This is a genomic window from Terracoccus sp. 273MFTsu3.1 (assembly GCF_000383675.1).
GTDB lineage: Bacteria > Actinomycetota > Actinomycetes > Actinomycetales > Dermatophilaceae > Terrabacter.
In genome coordinates this window covers 223,926-245,733 of the sequence record NZ_KB911826.1, presented here as the reverse complement: position 1 = coordinate 245,733, position 21,808 = coordinate 223,926, and the positions used below count along the sequence as shown (strand labels likewise).

17 protein-coding genes are annotated in these 21,808 nt (G+C 70.8%); 5 read left to right on the top strand and 12 right to left on the bottom strand.

Translation table 11 applies throughout. The features are described from left to right. The first annotated feature begins 8 nt into the window (after window positions 1–8). The 3 genes from H283_RS0119580 (at window position 9) to H283_RS0119570 (ending at window position 3,516) form a co-directional block, all read left to right on the top strand. Complete coding sequence (locus tag H283_RS0119580; RefSeq protein ID WP_156023318.1) at window positions 9–1,439, top strand: hypothetical protein; 1,431 nt, start codon at window positions 9–11, stop codon at window positions 1,437–1,439. Beyond that, a complete protein-coding gene (locus tag H283_RS0119575) occupies window positions 1,436–2,329 on the top strand; it encodes a glycosyltransferase family 87 protein (protein ID WP_020145224.1) in 894 nt (297 codons plus the stop codon). The genes H283_RS0119580 and H283_RS0119575 overlap by 4 nt, the downstream gene beginning before the upstream one ends. Before the next feature lie 140 nt (window positions 2,330–2,469). Further along, window positions 2,470–3,516, top strand: a complete 1,047-nt coding sequence (locus H283_RS0119570; RefSeq protein ID WP_196806025.1) for an acyltransferase — start codon at window positions 2,470–2,472, stop codon at window positions 3,514–3,516. Here H283_RS0119570 and H283_RS0119565 read toward each other — a convergent pair. From H283_RS0119565 to acs, 10 genes are all read right to left on the bottom strand, one after another. Beyond that, window positions 3,510–4,247, bottom strand: coding sequence for an AAA family ATPase (locus tag H283_RS0119565; RefSeq protein ID WP_028785755.1), 738 nt, complete (start codon window positions 4,245–4,247; stop codon window positions 3,510–3,512). The genes H283_RS0119570 and H283_RS0119565 overlap by 7 nt on opposite strands. Before the next feature lie 60 nt (window positions 4,248–4,307). After that, complete coding sequence (locus tag H283_RS0119560; RefSeq protein WP_020145221.1) at window positions 4,308–5,114, bottom strand: LuxR C-terminal-related transcriptional regulator; 807 nt, start codon at window positions 5,112–5,114, stop codon at window positions 4,308–4,310. A gap of 353 nt (window positions 5,115–5,467) precedes the next feature. Next, window positions 5,468–7,228: a DEAD/DEAH box helicase gene (locus tag H283_RS0119555; RefSeq protein WP_020145220.1), complete on the bottom strand. Its 1,761-nt coding sequence runs from the start codon at window positions 7,226–7,228 to the stop codon at window positions 5,468–5,470. A 114-nt stretch (window positions 7,229–7,342) separates the two neighbouring features. Then, window positions 7,343–7,933, bottom strand: coding sequence for a hypothetical protein (locus H283_RS0119550; protein ID WP_020145219.1), 591 nt, complete (start codon window positions 7,931–7,933; stop codon window positions 7,343–7,345). Window positions 7,934–8,167: 234 nt separating this feature from the next. Next, window positions 8,168–8,713 carry an NADPH-dependent FMN reductase gene (locus H283_RS0119545; RefSeq protein WP_028785754.1) on the bottom strand — a complete coding sequence of 182 codons (546 nt, stop codon included), beginning with the start codon at window positions 8,711–8,713 and terminating at the stop codon, window positions 8,168–8,170. 106 nt (window positions 8,714–8,819) lie between these two features. After that, window positions 8,820–9,416, bottom strand: coding sequence for a hypothetical protein (locus H283_RS0119540; RefSeq protein ID WP_020145217.1), 597 nt, complete (start codon window positions 9,414–9,416; stop codon window positions 8,820–8,822). Continuing rightward, complete coding sequence (locus tag H283_RS0119535) at window positions 9,413–12,541, bottom strand: ATP-binding protein (protein ID WP_020665709.1); 3,129 nt, start codon at window positions 12,539–12,541, stop codon at window positions 9,413–9,415. Before H283_RS0119535 ends, H283_RS0119540 begins: the two co-directional genes overlap by 4 nt. Beyond that, window positions 12,538–13,686, bottom strand: a complete 1,149-nt coding sequence (locus H283_RS0119530; protein ID WP_020145216.1) for a hypothetical protein — start codon at window positions 13,684–13,686, stop codon at window positions 12,538–12,540. The genes H283_RS0119535 and H283_RS0119530 overlap by 4 nt, the downstream gene beginning before the upstream one ends. After that, the gene (locus H283_RS0119525) at window positions 13,674–14,744 is read right to left on the bottom strand and encodes a trypsin-like peptidase domain-containing protein (RefSeq protein WP_020145215.1); all 1,071 of its coding nucleotides are present in this window, start codon (window positions 14,742–14,744) and stop codon (window positions 13,674–13,676) included. Before H283_RS0119525 ends, H283_RS0119530 begins: the two co-directional genes overlap by 13 nt. Window positions 14,745–15,100: 356 nt before the next feature. Next, window positions 15,101–17,095: an acetate--CoA ligase gene (acs, locus tag H283_RS0119520; protein WP_051103698.1), complete on the bottom strand. Its 1,995-nt coding sequence runs from the start codon at window positions 17,093–17,095 to the stop codon at window positions 15,101–15,103. Window positions 17,096–17,375: 280 nt separating this feature from the next. On the opposite strand from acs, the gene H283_RS0119515 reads away from it, so the two are divergent. Both H283_RS0119515 and H283_RS25810 read left to right on the top strand, forming a co-directional pair. Continuing rightward, the gene (locus H283_RS0119515) at window positions 17,376–19,040 is read left to right on the top strand and encodes an alkaline phosphatase (RefSeq protein ID WP_020145213.1); all 1,665 of its coding nucleotides are present in this window, start codon (window positions 17,376–17,378) and stop codon (window positions 19,038–19,040) included. A 145-nt stretch (window positions 19,041–19,185) separates the two neighbouring features. Continuing rightward, complete coding sequence (locus tag H283_RS25810) at window positions 19,186–20,052, top strand: 1-acyl-sn-glycerol-3-phosphate acyltransferase (RefSeq protein WP_020145212.1); 867 nt, start codon at window positions 19,186–19,188, stop codon at window positions 20,050–20,052. Here H283_RS25810 and H283_RS25805 read toward each other — a convergent pair. Then, window positions 20,013–20,558 (bottom strand): nucleotidyltransferase domain-containing protein, encoded by a 546-nt coding sequence (locus H283_RS25805; RefSeq protein WP_020145211.1) that lies wholly within the window; start codon window positions 20,556–20,558, stop codon window positions 20,013–20,015. The genes H283_RS25810 and H283_RS25805 overlap by 40 nt on opposite strands. Window positions 20,559–20,610: 52 nt before the next feature. Beyond that, the gene (gene trpS, locus H283_RS0119500) at window positions 20,611–21,777 is read right to left on the bottom strand and encodes a tryptophan--tRNA ligase (RefSeq protein ID WP_020145210.1); all 1,167 of its coding nucleotides are present in this window, start codon (window positions 21,775–21,777) and stop codon (window positions 20,611–20,613) included. Window positions 21,778–21,808: the final 31 nt, after the last annotated feature.

Genomic DNA, 21,808 nt, shown 5'->3' with positions numbered 1-21,808 from the left:
TCGACACCGTGGCCGTCGTCACCGACTCGAAGGCCGGTGCGACCCGACAGCACGGGTCGAGCTCGCCGGCGGCACGGCTCGGCTGGCTCATGCCCGCCCTGACTCTCGCCCTGTTCGCCCTCAAACCGCTCGGTCCGCTCAAGGACCCAGACGCGTTCTGGCACGTCGTGGCGGGCGAGCACCTCACGCAGACAGGACAGTTCGTCCTTGACGACCCTTTCGGGGCTGCGACAGAGAAGGTGTGGATCCTCAACCAGTGGCTCCCCGAGGTGCTCATGCACTGGGCGCACGCGGCCTGCGGACTCCCCGGCGTTGCGTGGCTGCTCTGCCTCGGCTCCCTGCTCGTCGGGGTCGCTGTGTATGCCGCGTGCCGGCGTCGGTCTACAGCCCTCGTCTCGGCGGTCGTTCTGGCGGTGACCTTTGCCGCCCTGAGCGGGAGCCTGTCGCCCAGACCTCAGCTCGTGACGTTCGCTCTGGCCGCGGTCACGATGAGCACGTGGCTCCTGACCCGCGAGGACGGGCGCGCCCGCTGGTGGCTCGTGCCGCTCACGTGGCTCTGGGCGTGTAGCCACGGCATGTGGTTCATCGGTCCCGTCCTCGGCGGCGTCGTCGTGGTCGGGATGTTGCTCGAGCGACGCCTCTCGATTGCCGAGGGGGCGCGTCTCGCCATGGTGCCGGTGCTCTCAGTGGCCGTCGCTGCCTTGACGCCGGTGGGGCCGCGACTCTTCAGCTCGCCGCTCCAGGTGAGTGGGGTGACCGGCATGATCAGCGAGTGGCAGCCCCCGGGCCTCACCGACCCGGGGCTGCTCGCGGCGTTGCTGCTGGTAGCCGTGGTGATCGTGGACCAGGTCGTCCGCGGGCGCGAGGAGTGGACGGTCGCGCTCCTTGCTGTCCTGGCCCTGGTGCTCGCCGTCACGTGGTCCCGGACCGTTGGGCTTGCCGCGGTCATGCTGGCACCTTTGGCGGCCTTGGCACTCCAGCGACTCACCCGAGAGGAGGGGTCCGCAGTCCCGCGTCGTGAGCGGGTCGCGGTGCTGCTCTCGAGCGGCCTGAGCCTCGTGCTCGCGGCTGTGCTCGCCCCGGTGGCTGCGGCCTCGCCGAGGATCGGACCGAATGAGCTGGACGCCGCCCTCGACCGGCTCCCGACAGGCACGGTCGTGTGCAACGACCAGTCCGACGGAGGGTGGCTCATGCTCCGGCACCCGGGTCTGCGTCCCACGATGGACACCCGGGTCGAGCTCTACTCCATGGAGCGAATCAAGGCCTACCTCGACTTCGTTGCCGCAGAGCCCGGTTGGCAGGACTACGCCGACCAGGTCGGCTGCACGTATGCCGCGTTGCCGGTCCATGCTCCCGTCGTGGCCGCCATGCGCGCCAGTGGCAGTTGGGTGCTGGTCGAGCAGGCAGGTGGCTATGTCCTGTTGAGAGGGCGCGCATGAATCGCGACAGGTCCGACCTCGACCATGACGACATCGTCGCGGCGATCGACGCCACGATGGTGTCGGCCACGCCCGGTGCGCAGGAGCGCTCGGTGGCAGGTGTCGGCCGAGTGGCACTCTGGATCGCGCTGGCGCCGACACTGTGGATCCTCTTCGGCAGCCGACTGGCGTCGTACGGCATGGACTCGGCCCATGCGTACTGGAACGTCTGGAGGGTCGGCCCGTACTCGCTGCCACCAGGGTCCCCGGACGCCTTCAACTACACGCCCGCCTTCGCGCAGGCCATCTACCCGCTGACACTGCTGCCGTGGCCGGTCTTCCTAACGGTGTGGTCGGTGCTGCTCGGCATCGCCCTGGTCTGGCTGCTGTGGCCCGTGTCGCCGCGCTGGCGGTGGCTGCTGCTTGCCTACGTCGCGCCGCCGGCGCTGCTCATCGGCAACATCGAGGCATTCCTCGCCGTTGCTGCCGTGGTCGGTATGCGGCGTCCGACAGCCTGGGCCTTCCCGCTGCTGACGAAGGTCACTCCTGGCCTGGGGCCGGTGTGGTTCGCCGTGCGACGCGAGTGGCGTCACGCGGCCGTAGCGGTTCTCGGCACCTTGGCAATCGCCGCGGTGTCATGGGCGGTCTCGCCTGATCTCTGGCTCCAGTGGTGGGACTTCATCGTCGGGTCCCCGACTCCTCCGACGCAATCAGGGTATCCGCCGCTCGTCCTGCGCCTTGGCGCCGCCCTCCTCGTGCTCGTGTGGGGGGCGCTCAAAGGCCGAAGAAGGACGATCCCGGTGGCGATGGCACTCGCCATGCCGCTGTGGTCGAGCGGTGTCCTGGTCCTCCTGACAGCTCTGCCCAGGATGCGTCATGACGCAATGAAAGGCGATCGACTTACAGCCTGAGTGTCCGATTTGACACATCTTGTACGGATTCGAATCCGCTTTGATGCCAGTGGTTTTCGCGTTTTCGAGAGACCCATTCGCCCGTCCGGCACGCTTGCCCCATGGCACGGAGGGGGAGCGCCGACGCGGCTCCCATCGGCGTGCGTCTGGACGATCGCGACAACGCACTCAACGCCATCCGCCTGCTGCTTGCGATCTTCGTCGTCGTCGACCACTCCTACAAGGCTGCCACCGGCAGGCCCGGTCCCTGGGCCCACATGGGCGACTTCGCCGTCGAGGGCTTCTTCGCCATCTCGGGCTATCTCATCGCCGGAAGTCGCGCCCGCATGGCGATGGGGCCGTTCCTCTGGCGCAGGGCGCTTCGGCTCATGCCCGCCTACTGGGCGCTCCTGCTCTTGACTGCGCTTGTGGTCGCTCCGCTCTCAACCGTGTTCACGCGGTCCGCCTACGACTGGGCGAGCGGAGCCGGCTACGTCGTGAACAACTCGCTGCTGGTCACGACTCAGATGGGCATCGGCGGCACGCCCGAGGGCGTCGCCTACTTCGGCCTGTGGAACGCCTCGACATGGAGCCTTCCGTTCGAGGCCGCGGCGTACGTTCTGTTCGCCCTCCTGCTCGCCATGCCGGCCTTCGGTCGACGAGCCGCTGCGGTCGTCTGTCTGGCGCTGAGTGCGGCCACAGTGGTCCAGAGCGCCACCGGTGTGGGCGTGAACGTCACGCCGGACCTGACCCGTCTGTGGTCCTTCTTCGCCGCGGGAGTGCTCCTCTGGTTCCTCCGGGAGCGGCTGCCGCTGTCCGGCCTTGCGGGCGCCGGAGCAGGCGGCCTGGTGGTGGGCGCGCTGGTCCTCGACCGCGCGATCTACTTCGCGATCGCTCCGGTAGCCGTGGCGTTCCTGTTGCTGTGGCTCGGAGCGCGTCTTTCGATACGCGTCGGCGCGAGGAACGACATCTCCTACGGCGTCTACCTCTTCGCGTTCCCGATCCAACAGCTGATGGCCGTGGCCGGTGTGCCGGAAGCCATCGGGTTGGAGTGGTTCGCGGTGTTGTCCGTCGCTGTGACGGTACCTGTCGCGTGGGCGTCGTGGCTGCTCGTGGAGCGACCGGCGATGCGACTGCGTCGCTTGGTCCCGGTCGGTGGCCTGCCCGCCCCGGTCGTCCCCGTCGAGACTGTTGCGCCCGCTCAGTAGCGGAGGTGTCGGAGGTAGCGCTCAGGCGCTTCGAGGAAGCGGCGGTGGTGGTCGACGACGTCGAGGTCGTCCCAGGCCCGCTCGTGGATGCCGTCGTCGTCGAACTCGAGGATCAGTGCACCGGGCAGGCTCGCCACGACGGGTGAGTGGGTGGCGATGAGCACCTGCACCCCGGGCTGGGCGACAAGCTGGATGAGGGCCCCGACGAGGGCGAGCTGCGCGTGGAAGGACAAACCCGCCTCGGGCTCGTCCATGACGAAGAAGCCCTCACCGGTGAAGCGGTCCGAGTTGAGCATCGCGAGGAACGACTCTCCGTGGCTCAACTCATGGAAGCGCGGCTCGGGGCGACGCGACGGGTTGTCCTCCAGGTAGGTGAACAGGCCGTGCATCGTCTCGGCGCGAAGGAAGTAGCCCCACCTCGAGGCGCCTGCGCCACGTTCCAGTGAGATCGACTGTGCCAGTGAGGACTCCGTCGGTCGAGTCGAGTGCAGGGCTCCCGTCGAGCCGCCTTCGGGAGCGAGGCCGTATGCCACCGCGACCGCCTCGACGAACGTGGACTTCCCGGTGCCGTTCTCACCGACGACGATCGTCGCCTGTGCGAGGTCGAGTCCCCGGCCGAGCACGTGGGCAACGGGGCCGAGCGTCGCCGGCCACTGCGAGTCGGCGAGCGTCGCATCCTCCGATCGGCGCACGCGCCGCACCGGCAGTGGTGCGGTCCAGTCGTCCCCCATGTGCCGACCCTACGAGAAGGACGGGGCGCGCGGGCCCGGGCGGACGGCATACGCCATCGCTCAGCCGTGGTCCTGCTGGGCCGTCCACCATGCCGCCGCGGACGCCCTACCGCGCCGACCCGACTGCTCGTAGACGGAGCTGAGGTGCTTGCGCACCGTGCGCTCGGTGATGCCGAGCCGGCGGGCGATGCGAAGGTTGGTCCACCCGGCGGCGGCGAGGCTCAGCACCTCGGCCTCGCGCTGGGTGGGGCGGTAGTCGGCGCAGAGAGCGGCGATCGACCCCAGGTCCTCTCCGAGAGAGCCGCAGGTCAGCGCGGTCCCGTGGCCGCTGAGCACCGCGATGGTGTCGTCGAGTGCGGCCCGGAACGCCAGCGCCGCCACGAGGGGGCGCTGGATCGCTTCGAGCAGCTGGAGGTCCTCCGCGCTGAAGTCGACGGTGCCGCGGTGCGCGCCGAGGAACACGACGTCGGTCGAGGAGCTGTGGAGCATGACCGCCGCCGGGTAACGCCCACCGACGTGTCCGTGCATTCGCTCGTAGACGTCCGTGTGCCAGAAGTCCCGGATCGAGACGAGGTCGCTGACCCGGACCGCTCCGGACGTCGACAGCACGGGGATCGCCGGGTGCCGGTCGGCGACCTCCGCGGCGAGGCGACCCATCGCCGGCGTAATCGGGGCCGAGCCGGCGACCTCCACCGACACGTCGATGCCCCGTCCGGTCCGGCGGAGGCGGGTGAGACCCACGCCGGTGTCGGCCCGCAGGACCTCGACGACGGCGGGCAGCAGCGGGAACAAGGGTTCGCCGCGCGCCGCAGCCACAGCGAGGTCTCGCGCCACGCTCGCGGCTGCCACCTCTCGACCGAGCACCACGTCTCCTCCTCCAACGAGGGCGGTTGCCGCCGCCGTCTGTCGAAGCCCTGCGAAGAGCCGAGCGCGGTCGCCGTCAAGGTGTCCGAAACGACACTCGACAGCGATCCGCGTCGGCCTTCAGAATGGCACGACGAGGGTGGGGTTGGACGAGTTCGTGGAGGTTCGTCGGCGTCAGGGCGCCGGGAGCCTGGCACGAGCCGACGGAACGGCAGGGTGTGCTGCACAGGGGGGAGCGCACCGTGCGCCGTCGGGAGCCCCTTCTGTGAGCCTCGTCCTTGCCCGGACGGCGAGACCGACCGGGCCGGCGACGACGCCGACGACCGCGACACGGCCGACGAGGCCGATCGGTGGGGTCAGTCGCGCGGGCCCTTGCGGTACGGCGTGGACGCCGCCGGTCGGCTACCGCGCTCCTGCGACTCGCTCAGCTCGATGAGCTGACCCGAGATGCGCGTCGAGCGCAGCTTGTCCCACGTGCCGGGTGGCAGGGTCGCCGGCAGCTCGACGAGGGAGTGGTCGGCGCGGATGTCGATGTGCCCGAAGTCCTGCCGGCCGAGGCCGCCCTCGTTGGCCAGGGCGCCGACGATCTGGCGCGGCTCGACCTTGTGGCGGCGCCCGACGGCGATCCGGTACGTCGCCATCGGCCCGGACGTGCCGCGTCGCGGACCCCGGTCGCCCCGGTCGTTGCGGTCGTTGCGACCGGGCCGGCCTCCGCGGTCACCGCGGTCGTCACGACGGTCGCGCGAGCCGCGGTCGTCGAACGTCCGTGCGGGACGAACCGGCTCGGGGTCGAGCAGCATCGGCTCGTCACCCTGGAGCACGACGGCCAGGGCCGCCGCGACATCGGCCTCGGGCACGTTGTGCTCGTTGACGTAGTGGGCGATGACGTCGCGGAAGAAGTCGACCTTGTCGGTCGAGAGGGCCTCGGTGATGGCGTCGTCGAACCGGGTGAGGCGGGTCGCGTTGATGTCGTCGACCGTGGGCAGGGTCATCGGCGTGAGCGACTGGCGGGTCGCCTTCTCGATGGCCTTGAGCAGGTGGCGCTCGCGCGGCGTGACGAAGGAGATGGCGTCCCCGCTGCGGCCGGCGCGGCCGGTACGGCCGATGCGGTGCACGTAGGACTCGGTGTCGGTCGGGATGTCGTAGTTGACGACGTGGCTGATGCGCTCGACGTCGAGGCCGCGGGCCGCGACGTCGGTGGCGACGAGGATGTCGAGCTTGCCCGACTTCAGCTGGTCGACGGTGCGCTCGCGCTGGTTCTGGGCGATGTCGCCGTTGATCGCCATCGCCGAGAAGCCTCGGGCGCGCAGCTTCTCCGCGAGCGTCTCGGTCTCGTTCTTCGTGCGGACGAAGACGATCATCCCCTCGAAGTTCTCGACCTCGAGGATGCGGGTCAGGGCGTCGACCTTCTGCGGGTAGCTCACCGTGAGGTAGCGCTGCGTGATGTTCGGCGCCGTCGACGTCGTCGTCTTGACCGTGATCTCGACGGGGTCCTGGAGGTACTTCTTCGAGATGCGCCGGATCTGCGCGGGCATCGTCGCCGAGAAGAGCGCGACGTGCTTGTCGTCCGGGGTGTCGGCCAGGATCGTCTCGACGTCGTCGGCGAAGCCCATCTTGAGCATCTCGTCGGCCTCGTCGAGCACGAGGAAGCGCAGCTCGCTCAGGTCGAGCGTGCCCTTCTCGAGGTGGTCCATGATGCGGCCCGGGGTGCCGACGACGATGTGGACGCCGCGGCGCAGCGCGCTCAGCTGGACGCCGTAGGCCTGGCCGCCGTAGACGGGCAGCACGTGCACGCCCCGGAGGTGGGCGGCATACCGCTCGAACGCCTCGCAGACCTGCAGGGCGAGCTCACGCGTCGGCGCGAGGATCAGCGCCTGCGGGCTCTTCTGCTTGAGGTCGAGGCGGCTGAGGATCGGCAGTGCGAAGGCCGCCGTCTTGCCCGTGCCGGTCTGGGCGAGCCCGACGACGTGGCGCCCGTCGAGCAAGGCCGGGATCGTCGCCTCCTGGATCGGCGACGGGTACTCGTAACCGACGTCTCGCAGCGCCTTGAGCACCTTGTCGTCGAGACCGAGGTCGGCGAACGAGACCCGATCGGGCTCGACCGCGCCCGCCTCCACCTCAGGGGCATCGGTCTCGGGTGCTTCGGACTCCAGGCTGCGCTCGCTCACCCCCTGACGGTAGTGCCTCGGAGGGGGTGTGCGACACGCGATGCCGTCGGCCCCGCGTCTGGGTCAGGTGGGCAGGGGGAAGACGTCGGAGATCCGGCAGGCGCCGCCGCCGCCCGTGATCGGTGGCGTCGAGCGGCGGCCGCTGCAGATCGTGACCGGCTGCGAGCCGACCACGGGCGAGCAGTCGCAGCGGTAGCGGGTGTAGGTCACGCAGACCTCGCTGTTGGAGCTCGTCCCGCTCGCAGCGCCGTCCGTGTAGAGCAGCACGCGCTGCGTGCCGGCGCCGCTCTGGGTGCACCACTGGTGGTTCGTCGGGGCGCTCCCGCACGAGGAGCACGTGCAGGAGCCGCTCTTGACCGACACGGCGTAGTGCGGTTCGGGGACCCCGTCGACGGTCACTCCGGTGATCACCGTGACCGTGTTGTCGGAGCCGCCGGCGCTCGTGGCGACGAGCTCGAAGACGTAGCCCTTGTAGGTGTCCGACGAGCCGCCCGGGAGCTTGCAGGCGGACCCGGTGAAGGTCAGCGGGGCGACGGACGCCGCCACCACCGGGGCCGGAGCCGCGACGAGCACGGCGGGCATCGTCCAGGCAGCGCCCTTGACGACGGTGCGTCGGGTCGGGCTGTGAGACGCGTCGGCGTCGTCGTGCGACATGCATCCTCCGGGGTCGTGGCGGGGGGCGGCCGCGTCCCGGGCTGTTTCAGGAACGACACGTATGCCTCGTATGCCCCGCTTTGTATCACCGGATCAAGAGGTTCGTCGTCGAAACGGCCACGAAAGGCCGCCCCACTCGCCGACCTCGGGAGGGCGGCATACGCCAGGGGACGACGACGGGAGCCGCCCACCGTGGGCGGCCCCCGTCGGAGGTGCGGTGTGCGAGTGCTGGGCTCAGGCGGTGGCGCCGACGGGCTCGTCGACCTTGGCGGCCAGCGCGTCGAGGAGGGCGCCGAGCTCGGCGCGGCGCTCGTCGGTGACGTCGAGCTCACCGGCGGGGGAGACGTCCTGGGTGAAGACGAGACCGGTCGAACCGACGACGTCGGCCTTGACGTGGGCGAGGACCTTTGTGAGGTCGGCGGTGGCATCGCTCGCGCCGCTCCAGCCGTAGCCGACGAGCGCAATGGGCTTGGCGTCCCACTCGGCGAAGAGGTAGTCGATGGCGTTCTTGATCGGGGCCGGGAAGCTGCGGTTGTACTGCGGCGTCACGACGACGAGGGCGTCGGACTCGAAGACCTTGGAGGCCCAGTCCTTCGTGTGGGGCTTGGCGTAGTTGCCGTTGCGCGGCATGTCCTCCTCGTCGAAGAAGGGCAGCGACGACAGGTCGAGCAGCTCGACCTCCCACTCGCTCGCGGGCGCCTGCGAGGCGACCCACTCGGCGACCTTCGGGCCGATGCGGCCGGGACGGGTGGAGGACACGACGATTCGAAGTTGCTTCACGTTTCAACCAACTATCACAGTCGGCTGGGCATTCCGCGAGGGCCCGTGCTGGGCGCGTGGCCCGGGTCACAACGAGGTGACGTATGCCGGCTCGTCCCTACGTGCGTCAGCGCGGCGGGAAGAGGCGGTCGGCGAGGCCGACGAGGTGGTCGGGGACCGCGTCCACGGCCGGCCCGGCGCCCGTCGACCCGGCCGGAGGCAGCGAGCGCGTCCCGTCGTCGGCTGGCGAGACCTCGTCGCCGCCGTCAGTGTCCTGGCCGGTGGGAGCGCTGGCGCCGCTGGGGCCGGTCCGTGCCCGTGCGAGGTTGGCCACGCGTACGCCCTCGGCGAGCTCGCGGCCGCGTGACTCCGCGTCCCGCTCGCGCAACAGGGCGGCCGTCTTCTCCTCGCGCACCTGTTCGACGGTCTCCTGCGCCTGCTCCTTGTCCTTCTTCGCGCTCTCGGCCTCGCCGCGGTGCACCTCACGGCCGAAGAGCCACCCGATGGCGGTGAACGCGATCGCCTCGACACCGTGGAGCACGAACGTCAGCCGCGTCCACACGTCGGCGGTCACGTCGCTGTCATCGGCCCGCACCCACGCTGCGACGGACAGCGACGCGTAGACGACGGTGACGAGGGCCGCCACTATGAAGAGGGCCAGCCACGGGACGCCGTTGCCCTTGGCGGGTTGGGGGTTGGTGGTGGTGGTGTCAGTAGTGCTCATGGTGCGCTCCCCTCGCTGGAACCCTCGTCGTAGTCGTACGAGGGTTGGTCGGCCTCTCGCTGCCAGTACGTCGACAGCGACTCCTTGAGCTCGTCGTCCCCAGGGCTGGTGCGCAGAGCGTCGGCGATCGTCGACCCGTAGGAGCTGGACGTGCCGGGCGGGTCGGTGGTGACGGGCTGTGCAGGTGTCGGTGAGGCGGCGGCCGGTTCGGCCGTCGGCTCTACGGAATCTGCCTGGGCAGGAGCGTCCTCTGCCACGGGCTCCTCGGCCACCGGTGGTGTCCCGGTCGGAAGAGGGAGCGACCGCGTACCAGTTGCCGTCTCGGCCAGGACCGACCTCGTGGCGCTCGGCAGGTCACGTGCCGTCGCGCCGAGCGCGTCCACGCCCAGGGTGTCGGCGGCCGCGATCAGCAGCGAGGGCAGCTGCGAGCCGAGCTCGGCAGCGAGCTCGCGCAGCAGACCCGGGTGTTGCGTGACCTCTTGTGTGCCGAGCCCCGTGATCTCCTTGACGAGCGTCGAGCGCAGCTCCACGTCCCGCTCGGGGTCGGGCCAGGGAGGCAGTGCGGCGACGGCCTCCCGGGTCAGGGTGCGTCGCAGCCCATCGAAGCGGCGCGTCACTCGCAGTGCCCCCGCCGCTGCCGTGAGCGCCTCTGCTGGCGCGCCGAAGTCGACTGCCGCGTCGCGTGCGTCGAGGTAGTGCCGGCGTGCGATGGCGAACCCCGAACCGGGATCGTCGGTGGCGGCACCGTCCTCCGCCACGCGGGCGGCGAGGATGCCGAGGTGCACTCCGTCGAGGCTGAGTTCGTGTCCGGCATCGACGATGCCCTGCTCCGCCACGACGAGCGCCTCGGCGTCGTCGCCCTGAGCAGCGAGGGCCTCGACAACGAGCCGGGTGATCGTCGGATCGGACGGCTCGAGGGTGCGGCCGCGCAGGATCTCCAGCGCGAGGGCCGGCTGCCCGGCGTCGAGCTGTGCCTGCGCCTGGTAGGTCGCCTGCCGGACCCACGCGATCCGATCAGCCGCGGTCAGGTCCTCAGGGTCCGCGTCGACCCTGAGCTTCCCGGCCAGGTAGACGCGTCCGTCCGGCGGGTACTCGGTCCAGGCGTCGGACAGGAACGGCGCTGCGGAGTCCACCCAGTACCGGTCGAGGGTCGTCGACGGCTCTCCGAGCATGAGCCGGTGGTAGAGGTGCTCGACCTGGTCGTCGAACTCCGGCCGTCCCGCGTAGTACGTGACGGCGCGCTCGTGGATCTCGCGCACCCGGGCCGGGGCCTCCGTCTCGAGCAGCGGCAGCATCTCGCGACGCACGTCGGCCCGGTGGACGAGCACCCCCGGCCGGGCCTCGGTGACGAGTGAGATCTCGCGGCGCAGGGTGTCGAAGAGCCGCTCGGCCTTCTTCGGTGTCAGGCGCGCGAGGCCGCACGGCTCGGCAAGGACCTCGAGGATGACGTCGCTCGTGATCTTGCGGACGACGAGGCCCGGGTTGGCGAGTGGCCGCACCGACCGGTCGACGCGGTCGAGGATGCGGCGGTAGAGCACGCCCTGCACCTGCTCCTCGCGCAGCTCGAACAGCAGCCGGTTGCGCCCGCGGCTCGTCGAGAGGCTCGCCGCGCCCTCCCGCCGGATGAGGTCCGCGGCGAGGCGCAAGCTCAGCGGGTTCCCCGACACGTTCGAGGCCACCCTGTCCACGAGGTCGTCCGGCACGGTCAGGCCGCGCAGCGCGTGGCGGAGCAGCGCCCGTGCCTGGGCGGGGTCGAGCCCCTCCAGCGGGACGTTGTGCGCCTTCATCCCGGCAACGGGTGCCCTCCCGGCGATGACGAAGCGCAGTGACGGCATCCGCGCCTGCATGCGCCCGAGGGCGGCGCCCAGCTGGCCGAGGAACGAGCCCCTGCGGCGCTGCGCCATCTCGAAAGTGTCGAGCAGCACGAGGATCGGCGCGCCACCCGTTGCGTCGTTGACGACGTGGGCGAACTGCTCGGCGAGCACGGCCTGGTCGGCCCGGGTGCGCGCGGCATCACGGCTCGACCGCCCGCGGGCCAGGGAGTGCTCGTGCGCCAATCTCAGCTGCGCCGTCAGCACCTCGTCTATCGAGGCCCGCACCTGCGTCAGCGGCTGGACGAGCATCGGTGCCTGGAGCGAGAGCTGTCGGCACGCCTCCGCGACGAGCGTCAGCGGGAACTGCGCGTCGAGTTCACCCCGGTCGAACGTGAGGTACGTGAAGAGCAAGGGGTCGTCGGTGCGCTCGACGTGCTCGAGCACGAAGTGCGCGAGCAGTGTCGACTTGCCCACGCCGCCCGGGCCGTGGAGCGCGAGGGGCCTCGTCGGCGGGGGCCCGTACAGGTACGTCCCGAGCAACGTCAGCTCGCGCTCGCGCCCCAGGAAGTCGTCGGTCGACACGGCCCGCAACGGGGTGAGGACGTTGGCCAGGTCTAGCTCGCACTCCACGTCGTGCTCGCTCGGTAGGTCGATCCCCATCCCGGAGAGCCAGTCGAGGGCCCGGAGTATGCCGGCGAGCTCGGTCGGCGTGAGACCGCGCAGCGCGGTGGTGCCCTCCAGCAGGCGGTGAGCCATGTGGTGGGCGATGTCGTCGCGAGCCGGCTCGACGGCATACGGGCTCGCCATGAGCGCTAGCGCCCGTGCGCGCCCGAGGGTCTCGAGCGTCGCCCGTCGGACGTCGAGGCGCAGCTGCCAGGCCGACCCGCGTCGGGTGGCCACGACGTCGCAGTCCTCACGGACGAACACGTCGAGCTCGTGGTGCCTGGCGTCGTCCTTGGCGTGGGTCGGCGTGCTCGAGCCGGACGGGAGCTCGTCGGGGTGCATCATGCCCCGCACCGCGCGCACGGCCGAGTCCCAGAGGGAGCTCGTGGGCGCCCTCCGGGTCGGGTGCGAAGGGGCCTCGGGTCCGTCGCCGTGGAGGTCCTCGAGGGAGAAGTAGTCGAGCAGGCACACGTGCTCGCGCCAGTGCCGGCGCTGTGGGCTGATCGGCGGACCGACATCCGGCGTCTCCGTCGTCGCCGACTCATGAGCAGCCTGCGCCTCGCGTGACTCGAGGGCGTCCAGCCGCGCCGCCATGTCCTCCGCGGTGATGATCGGAGGTGTCCTGCGCTCCGCCTCGTCGCTCGTCACGGCTCGTCCCGGAAGAGGGTGAGCGCGCGCTCTCGGGCCAGGGGGCCGAGCCGGCTGATCGGCGTCGTGGCGAGAGGTCCGTGCTTCGCGTCGAAGCGGTCGACGAGCTGCTCGAGAGCCGCGTCTGCTGGCTGAGTCCCCTGCAGTGCCAGGGCTGCCCGTGCGAAGAACTCCTTGACCTCATCGCGCGTCGGTGCGGCCAGCGCCTCGCACAGAGCCGCCGCCGTCAGCGCCGGGTTGCCGTTGTAGCCAAGCACGATGACATGTACCGGGCCGAGCTCACCGTTGGCGGCGGCTTGGGCGAGCTCGTTGACGAGCTGGATCGCGCCCGCGGTGGCCGTCTTCGGCGTGAAGCCGTCGAGCACGAGCCAGATCGGGCGGGTCGAGTCCTCCAGCTCGCCGCTCAGCCAGATGCGCATCCGGCTCACGACGGCCTCGGGCTGAGCCGTCGGGTCGAACGTCGGCGGTTCCTTGCCGAGCAGGGCGTCGGCGACGAGCGAGGCCAGCTCGCGCTCGTCGACCGGCAGCCCGGCGCGCAGCGACATGTCGATCGGACGCAGCTGCATCGAGCCGCCGTTCTCCTTGAGGTACCGCAGGAACTGGCGCGTCCACGTCTTGCCGGAGCCCTCGTTGCCGATGACGAGCAGCGAGCGGTGCGGGGCCGGGGGCACCATGAGCTTGAGGCTCTCGCGGAGGGAGTCGCGACCGATGAAGGGCATGTCCTTCCACAGCAGGCCCTCGTCGTAGATGTCGGCAGCCACGGCGTCGACGGCTGCTGCCATGGCGGCAACCGCGGCTGCTGCGGCGGGCTGGGGGCCGGGTGGGGACGCCTCTGCCGGGGTCGCGTCCTCGGGCTCCGCAAGCAGCTCGAGCATGAGCGCCTGTGCGCCTGGGTCGGCGCTGTTGGGGTCGGCCTGGATCGCCGCGACGAGCTTGCGCAGCAGCCGCTGCTTGCCCGCTGCCCGGAGCACGTCGAGCCACAGCGGGTCGATGGGGCCACCGACCTCGATCATGCCGGTGGCCATGCCGGCGGTCTGGGTGAAGACCTTGACCGAGTCGACGCTGTCGAAGGTCACCCGGACGAAGTCGTAGAGCGCCTTCGCGTTGGGGTTGGTCACGTGGAACTCGCCGTCTAGCTGACCCATGGCGTGCCCACCCCCTTCGCCTCGAGACCGGCCACCACCCTGTCGACCCGCCGACCCTGGTTGTAGTACTCGGTGCGGCCGGCGCGGGTCGTGCTGCCCCAACGGTGGTGCAGGCCCACGACCCGCCACGACTCGTCGAAGACGGGTGAGCCGGAGGAGCCCCCGGCCGTGTCGGTGCGGTACTGCAGCACGTCGTCCGTCACCGCGGTGACGACGTTGTGCACCATGCCGATCTTCTTCACCTCGCCGTTGGGGTGCTGCACGATGTAGACCCGGTCCAGCTCCTCGGGCAAGGGACCCGTAGGGGGCAGGGGGCGTGCGTCGTCGGGGAGCGCGTCGCTCGCGCGCACCACCGCCCAGTCGTGGTCGGCGCTCCCGACGATCGACGCCGGGTCGCACGGCACCACGGTGTGTACGCGCTCGCCACCGTCGAAGGACTGCTCGTAGCCGAACCATGCCTCGACCGACGACGCGGGCGTCCCCCCGGCGTAGAGGACGTGGTGGTTCGTCAGCAGCGTGCCCATGCCGATGTGGAAGGCGGTGCCGTGGAAACGCTTGCCGCCGTGGACGACGACGAGCTTGCACACCGAGGCCGCCACCTCGAGGCCGCGCTCGAGGAAGGAGATGTCGAGCAGCGTCGACTCGCTCTCGATGACCCGCTCGAGCCCGGTCTCGTCGGCCGGGTTGACCTTCCACGCGAGCGCGTCGGGCCCCGCCGCGTCGCTCGTGTCGGCCGAGTCGGTCGAGTCGGTCGAGTCGGTCGAGGTGCCGGCGACGAGTGCGTCGAGCAGCGGCCGGATCGCGGCAGCGTTCGGGTCGCGCGCAGCCGTCGAGAGCAGCACGCGCAGCTTGTCCTGCTTGCGGGCCACGGCCAGAGCGTCGGTCCAGACGTAGTCGACGGCCCGCGCCAGGTTGATGCTGCCGGTGCGGACGCCCGACTGCCTGAGCAAGTCCTTGAGGGCGTCGGGGCTGTCGTAGGCGTTGATGAGCGCCGTGCGCACGTCCTGGACGTCGGACTCAGAGAAGTCGAGGGGATAGGTGTCGAGGGGGTGCGTCATCAGAGCCCTCCGAGGTCGGTCGGAGCACCCCGCGCTCAGGTCCCCGTCGCGGGGTCACCGTCAGTCATTCCAGTGAAGCACCAGTGCGTTGGCAGCACGCCCGATTTGCGACAACGCGGGACATGCGCTGCGCAACCGGTGCGGGTCGGCCCACGCCGGGCCATGCGGAACAGAGCTCGCGCGTCACGTCCGTGATACGTCGTACGCGGCCGATCCGGGGCGATCCCGACACCCGTGTGGGAGGTGAGCCGAGGTCGTGGACCGACGGCCTACCGGCGTACTGGACCGCGGACGCACACCGCCCGCCTCACCACGAAGGTGGAGGCGGGCGGCATACGTGCTCTGGCGGTGAGGCGTCAGTCCTTCGTCATGCCCGTCTTGATGAGGTCCATGACCGAGCTGTCGGCGAGGGTCGTCACGTCGCCGACCTCGCGGCCCTCGGCCACGTCACGCAGGAGGCGTCGCATGATCTTGCCGGAGCGGGTCTTGGGCAGCTCGCTGACGATCATGATCGAGCGCGGCTTCGCGATCGGGCCGATCTCCTTGGCCACGTGGTTGCGCAGCTCCTGGACGAGGTCCTTCCCCTCGCCGACCTCGTCGGCCTCCTCGACGAACTCCTGGCGCAGGATGACGAAGGCGCAGACGGCCTGGCCGGTCGTCTCGTCGTTGGCGCCGACCACCGCGGCCTCGGCGACCTTCGGGTGCGACACGAGGGCCGACTCGATCTCGGCCGTCGAGAGGCGGTGGCCCGAGACGTTCATGACGTCGTCGACCCGGCCGAGCAGCCAGATGTTGCCGTCGGCGTCGTACTTCGCGCCGTCGCCGGCGAAGTAGTACTTCTCGCCGAACCGCGACCAGTACGTCTCCTTGTAGCGCTCCGGGTCGCCCCAGATGCCGCGCAGCATCGACGGCCACGGCTTCGTCAGCACGAGGTAGCCGACCTGCTCGGGCGTCGTGAACGGCTTGCCCTCGTCGTCGAGGATCTCGGCGCTGATGCCGGGGATCGGCTTCTGCGCCGAGCCGGGCTCGAGCTTCGTGACACCAGGCAGCGGGCTGATCATGATGGCGCCCGTCTCGGTCTGCCACCACGTGTCGACGATCGGGGCACGTCCCCCGCCGATGTGCTTGTGGTACCAGAGCCACGCCTCGGGGTTGATCGGCTCGCCGACCGACCCGAGCAGGCGCAGCGAGCTCATGTCGAACTTCGCCGGGATGTCGGCGCCCCACTTCATGAAGGTGCGCACGGCCGTCGGGGCCGTGTAGAGGATCGTGACCTTGTAGTCCTGCACGATCTCCCACCAGCGGCCCTGGTGCGGGGTGTCGGGGGTGCCTTCGTACATCACCTGCGTGACGCCGTTGGTGAGCGGCCCGTAGACGATGTAGGAGTGACCTGTGACCCAGCCGATGTCGGCGGTGCACCAGTAGACGTCGGTGTCGCGGTGGACGTCGTGGACGACGGCGTTCGTGTACGCGGCCTGCGTCAGGTAGCCGCCGGTCGTGTGGAAGATGCCCTTCGGCTTCCCGGTCGTGCCCGACGTGTAGAGGATGAAGAGCGGGTGCTCGGCCTCGAAGGGCTGCGCCTCATGGGTCGGGGCGGCCTTCTCGAGGGCCTCGTGCCACCAGACGTCGCGGTCGTTCCACGCGGTGTCCTGGCCGGTTCGCTTGACGACGAGCACGTGCTCGACCGACGTGTCGTCGTGGTCGAGGGCCGCGTCGACCGCGGGCTTGAGGGCTGACGGGGCGCCGCGGCGGTAGCCGCCGTCCGCCGTGATGACGACCTTCGCCTTGGCATCGTCGATGCGCGAGTGCAGGGCCTCGGCCGAGAAACCGCCGAAGACGACGGAGTGCGGGGCGCCGAGGCGGGCGCAGGCGAGCATCGCGACCGCGGCCTCGGGGATCATCGGCAGGTAGATCGCGACGGTGTCACCCTTGCCGACGCCGAGGTCGGCGAGGGCGTTGGCCGCGCGCTGCACCTCGGCGTGGAGGTCGGCGTACGTGATGTCGCGGGTGTCGCCCTCGGGCTCACCGACGAAGTGGATCGCGACCTTGTCGCCGCGGCCGGCTTCGACGTGGCGGTCGACGGCGTTGACGCACGCGTTGAGCTCGCCGTCGGCGAACCACTTCGCGAAGGGCGGGTTGCTCCAGTCGAGCGACTGCGTGAACGGGGTGCTCCACGTCAGGTACTGGCGGGCCTGATCGGCCCAGAAGCCCTCGTGGTCGGCGGCCGCCTGGTCGTAGAGGTCGGCCGTGCCGTTCGCCTCCGCGGCGAACTCGGGCGGCGGTGGGAAGGTCAGTCCCTCATGGACGAGGTTCTCGAGCGGCTCTTCGCTCACGGTGTCACCCTTTCGCATCGACGATGGTGCGGTCGCGCCGCCCGCGCGCGTGTCGGCGGGGTCGACGTGGTTGATGCACAACTCAAACGCAGGCTAGTTCGCGCTTCAAGGGTGGAGTGAGCCGGGTCTCATCGCTACCGACCAGTAGCCCGCCGAGCGGTCCGAGTCCGAGGACGAGCGGTCGGGCCCGTGGGCACCCATGGCGGGCGGACGGCATACGCCATCTCGCCCCAACGCTTCACCAGAGGTTCTCCGCGTGGTGGGCTGCGCGGGCCGCAGAGTCACAAATGTGGACGATATGGACACGACTCACCAGCTGCCCTCTCGCCGAACCCTTCTCCGTGGTGGCCTCGCCACCGGGACCGTCGCCCTCGCCGGGGCCGGCGTCGTCCTCGACAGCCGCCCGAGCGCGGCGGCCGTCGTCCCGGCCACCAACCCCTTCACCCTCGGGGTCGCCAGCGGCGACCCCGAGCCCGACGGCTTCGTCCTCTGGACGCGCCTCGCCCTCGACCCGCTCGCCGCCGACGGACTGGGCGGTATGCCGTCCGCGACCTACCAGCTCAACTGGCAGGTCGCGTCGGACGAGCGGTTCGCCGACGTCGTCAAGGCGGGATCGGTTGCGGCACAGCCCGGTTGGGCTCACTCCGTGCACGTCGAGGTCCACGGCCTCCGACCGGGCCGCGAGTACTTCTACCGCTTCCGCCTGGGCAAGCACCTCTCCGAGGCCGGTCGAGCGGTCACTGCGCCGAACCCGTGGGAGACCCCGTCGGCGCTCGCCATGGCGTTCGTCTCGTGCTCGAACTTCCCCGCGGGCTACTTCACGGCGTACGGGCGTCTCGCGGAGGAGCGGCCGGACGTCATCCTCCACCTCGGGGACTACCAGTACGAGGGTGGTGGCAACGGCGTCGGCCGCAACCACGCCGGACCGGAGACGACGACGCTCGCCGGCTACCGGCAGCGCTACGCGCAGTACAAGAGCGACCCCGACCTCCAGGCCGCTCACGCCGCCGCGCCATGGCTCGCCGTCTGGGACGACCACGAGGTCGACAACAACTACGCCGGTGACGTCCCCGAGAAGGTCGCCGAGACGCCGACGTTCCTCCAGCGCCGTGCGGCGGCCTACCGCGCGTACTACGAGAACATGCCGCTGCGCCGCTCGTCGGTGCCGGACGGCCCGAACCTCGACCTCTACCGCCGCGTCCGGTGGGGCCGGCTCGCGAACCTCCACATGCTCGACACGCGCCAGTACCGCTCCGACCAGGCCTGCGGCGACGGCTACAAGGACTGCCCCGCGGCGGACGACCCGACGCGCTCGCTGCCCGGGATGGAGCAGGAGCAGTGGCTGCTCGACGGCTTCCGGCAGTCGGAGGCGCGCTGGGACCTGCTCGGCCAGCAGGTCTTCTTCGGGCAGCGTGACAACGACGCCACGGCCCGGACGACGGTGTCGATGGACGCGTGGGACGGCTACCGCGCGTCGCGTCGGCGGGTCACCCAGGGCTGGGTCGATGCCGGAGTGCGCAACCCCGTCGTGCTGACCGGTGACGTCCACGCCCACTGGGCCTCGGACCTCTACCTCGACTGGGACCAGCCAGGCGAGGTCGTCGGCTCGGAGCTCATCACGAGCTCCATCACGTCGGGCGGCAACGGCTACGACAGCCCGACCGGCCAGCACCCGTGGGCGGCGTGGAACCCCAACCTGCGCTTCTGGACCAACCTGCGCGGCTACGTCTCCACGACGATCACCCCGTCCGAGCTGACGGCGCGCTTCCGGTGCGTGCCCGTCGTGACGACACCCGGGGCGGAGGCGTTCACGCGTGCGGAGTTCGTCATCGACGACGGCGTGCGCGGCCTGCGCCAGACCGCCGACCACCCGCTGCCGACGACGACGCTGCGCCGCTCGACCCCGAGCGACGAGCAGATCGTCGCCGACACGATCCGCGAGGAGACGCACGGCAGCGCCTGAGCGCGCCCCGGATCCCCTCGAGTGGCCTCGTCGTCCGACGAGTCCCGTACGCGGCCAGCGCGTGGTGGTGCGCGGGGTTGCGGGGCCACTCGGGGGTGGGGTGTGTCGGGCCATCCGGAGCAGGTGGCCGTGACGAAGATGAGGTGTGACCGAATGGACCTATCGCCTCGTCATCCGCGCCGCCCTCGGGGTCTTCGCAGTGCTCGGGCTGCGCATCGACGTCCGGGGAGCGGAGCACCTGCCGCGGGAGGGCGGCGCGGTCCTCGCGGGCAACCACGTGGGGTTCCTCGACTTCCTCTTCGTCGGTCTCGTCGGACGACAGCGGGGACGGTTCGTCCGGTTCCTCGCCAAGCAGGGCGTCTTCACCCCACCGCTCGTCGGACCGGCGATGCGGGCGATGGGTCACTTGGCCGTTGACCGCGCGCACGGTGAGGTCGCGCTGCGCCACGCGGTCGCCAAGGCGCGCTCCGGCGAGGTGGTCGGGGTCTTCCCCGAGGCGACGATCTCGCACTCGTGGGAGCTGCGGCCGCTCCGTCCCGGTGCGGCCGCCGTCGCGACGTGGTGCCAGGTGCCGCTCGTCCCGGTCGCCGTCTGGGGCAGCCAGCGCATCCTCACGGTGGGTGGCCGGTTCAGCCTCCGACGCGGCACAGCCGTCACGATCGTCGTCGGTGAGCCGCTGACGCCCGCGCCTGACGCCGAGCCGTATGCCGTGTCCGAGCAGCTGCGGGACCACCTGCAGGCCGTGCTCACCGAGGCCATGGACGCCTATCCCGACCGCCCGCGCGACGACGCCGACCGCTGGTGGCTCCCCGCCTCCCGCGGGGGCAGCGCGCCCGGTCGCGCGGAGGGCCTGCGCCTCGACGAGGAGGGGATGCGTCAGGCGGACCTCGCGGCGGAGGCGCGGATCCAGCGATCCCGCACGGGCGCCCGCTTCACGCCCCGTCGACGCGGTCGCATCGTGACGGGACGGGCTCAGGCATCTCCGTCGGCGATCCGCGAGAGCGCCTCGTAGTCCGCACGGTCCTTGGCCGCGTCCTGCTCGTCGTCCACGCGAGGCCGGCTCTTGTCGCGGCGCATGATCTCTAGCGCGGGGACCCGGGCCGTGACCCCGTCGAGGGCTCGCCGTGTCGTGCCGAACGGCTGCTCGGACCACACGGCAGCCTCCGGCTCGAAGGGGATGAGCACCCGTCCGCCCTCGAGGACGACGAAGGTCAGCTCGAGCAGCACGCGGTCACGCACGTAGCGCGTGCCCACGACCTCGTCCTCGAAAGGCGTGTGCTGCCAACCGTCTCCGGTGAGGGCCGCGTGCAGCCGGGGTCGGTCGTCGCGCGGGACAGCCAGGTCGACGTCGTCGTGCGGACGGGTGACGCGGCCCACCCAGAAGTCGACACCCCAGCCGCCGAAGAGCCAGTGGTCGATGCCGGCGCCGTCCAGGAGTGCGCCGGCGTCGGCGATCGCGGCGAGCTGTGCCTGCGGTGTCGCAGCGGGTCCATCGCTTCCCTGCGGGTCTGCGTCCATGGCTCAGGCTAGGAGCGTGGGGTCGGGGACGCGACGGGATTGTCTGTGGGTCTCAGTAGCTCATCCCCATCACCGCCCGCACGGTGGCCAGGGTCCGCTCCGCCACGGCGTTGGCCCGGGCGTTCCCCTCGTGGAGGACCGACGTGAGGTAGGCAGGGTCTCGGGCGAGGTCGGCCCGGCGTGCCCGGTGTCCGGCGAGGGACTCGTTGACGGCATCGGTGACGACGCGCTTCAGTGCCTGGGCACCGCCGTCGCCGACCCGCTCGGCCACCGACTCCGGTGCCTCGTCGAGAAACAGTCCAGCGATCGTCAGCAGATTGGCCACGGCGGGACGACCCTTGGGGTCGAAGGTGATCCGGCGCTCGGAGTCCGTCCGTGCGGCCCGGACCCGGGCGGCCGTCTCGTCGGCGGTGTCGCGCAGGTTGATGACGTTGCCCTTGCTCTTGCTCATCTTCGTGCCGTCCGTGCCGAGGAGCAGCGGCACCTCGCTGAGCAGGGCCTCGGGCTCGGCGAACACGCTTTGCCCGGCGGCATACCTCTGGTTGAAGCGGCGCGCGATGGCGCGGGTCTGCTCGAGGTGCGGCAGCTGGTCGCGGCCGACCGGCACGATCCTGCTGTGGCAGAAGAGGATGTCGGCCGCCTGGTGCACCGGGTAGGTGAGCAGCAGACCGGACAGCGGCCGCCCGTCGGACAGGGCGAGCTCGTCCTTGACCGTGGGGTTGCGGCGCAGCTCCGCATCCGTGACGAGGGACAGGAACGGCAGCATGAGCTGGTTGAGGGCCGGCACCGCGCTGTGCGTGAAGATCGTCGTCCGGTCCGGGTCGAGGCCGGCGGCGAGGTAGTCGAGGACGAGGCTCTGGACGTTCGCGCCCATCTCGCCGATCGAGTCGCGGTCGGTGATGACCTGGTAGTCGGCGATGACGACGAAGGTCTCGACTCCCTTGTCCTGCAGCCTGACCCGGTTGCGCAGGCTGGCGAGGTAGTGGCCGATGTGGAGCGGGCCGGTGGGACGGTCACCCGTCAGCATCCGGAGGCGGCCGGCGCCCTCGGTGCTGTCGCCGTCGGCTCCGGCGGCGTGCTGGTCGATGAGCGCGTCGAGGACGGCGCTGCGCTCGAGCGCCACGGCATACGTCGCGCTGTCGTCGGTGTCGCCGGAGGCGAGCGGTGCTTCGGGGTGGGCAGGGCCGCTGGTGATGCTGCTGGTCATGCTGCTGGTCATGGTCTCTCCTGGTGTCGTGGGTGCCCACGGG

What these genes read in the sequence shown, in the direction of transcription:
- H283_RS0119575 (WP_020145224.1), top strand. Translation starts at nt 1,436, where the DNA reads ATGAATCGCGACAGGTCCGACCTCGACCATGACGACATCGTCGCGGCG.
- H283_RS0119565 (WP_028785755.1), bottom strand. Translation starts at nt 4,247, where the DNA reads ATGGGGGACGACTGGACCGCACCACTGCCGGTGCGGCGCGTGCGCCGA.
- H283_RS0119550 (WP_020145219.1), bottom strand. Translation starts at nt 7,933, where the DNA reads ATGTCGCACGACGACGCCGACGCGTCTCACAGCCCGACCCGACGCACC.
- H283_RS0119540 (WP_020145217.1), bottom strand. Translation starts at nt 9,416, where the DNA reads ATGAGCACTACTGACACCACCACCACCAACCCCCAACCCGCCAAGGGC.
- H283_RS0119530 (WP_020145216.1), bottom strand. Translation starts at nt 13,686, where the DNA reads ATGGGTCAGCTAGACGGCGAGTTCCACGTGACCAACCCCAACGCGAAG.
- H283_RS0119525 (WP_020145215.1), bottom strand. Translation starts at nt 14,744, where the DNA reads ATGACGCACCCCCTCGACACCTATCCCCTCGACTTCTCTGAGTCCGAC.
- acs (WP_051103698.1), bottom strand. Translation starts at nt 17,095, where the DNA reads ATGCGAAAGGGTGACACCGTGAGCGAAGAGCCGCTCGAGAACCTCGTC.
- H283_RS0119515 (WP_020145213.1), top strand. Translation starts at nt 17,376, where the DNA reads ATGGACACGACTCACCAGCTGCCCTCTCGCCGAACCCTTCTCCGTGGT.
- H283_RS25805 (WP_020145211.1), bottom strand. Translation starts at nt 20,558, where the DNA reads ATGGACGCAGACCCGCAGGGAAGCGATGGACCCGCTGCGACACCGCAG.
- trpS (WP_020145210.1), bottom strand. Translation starts at nt 21,777, where the DNA reads ATGACCAGCAGCATGACCAGCAGCATCACCAGCGGCCCTGCCCACCCC.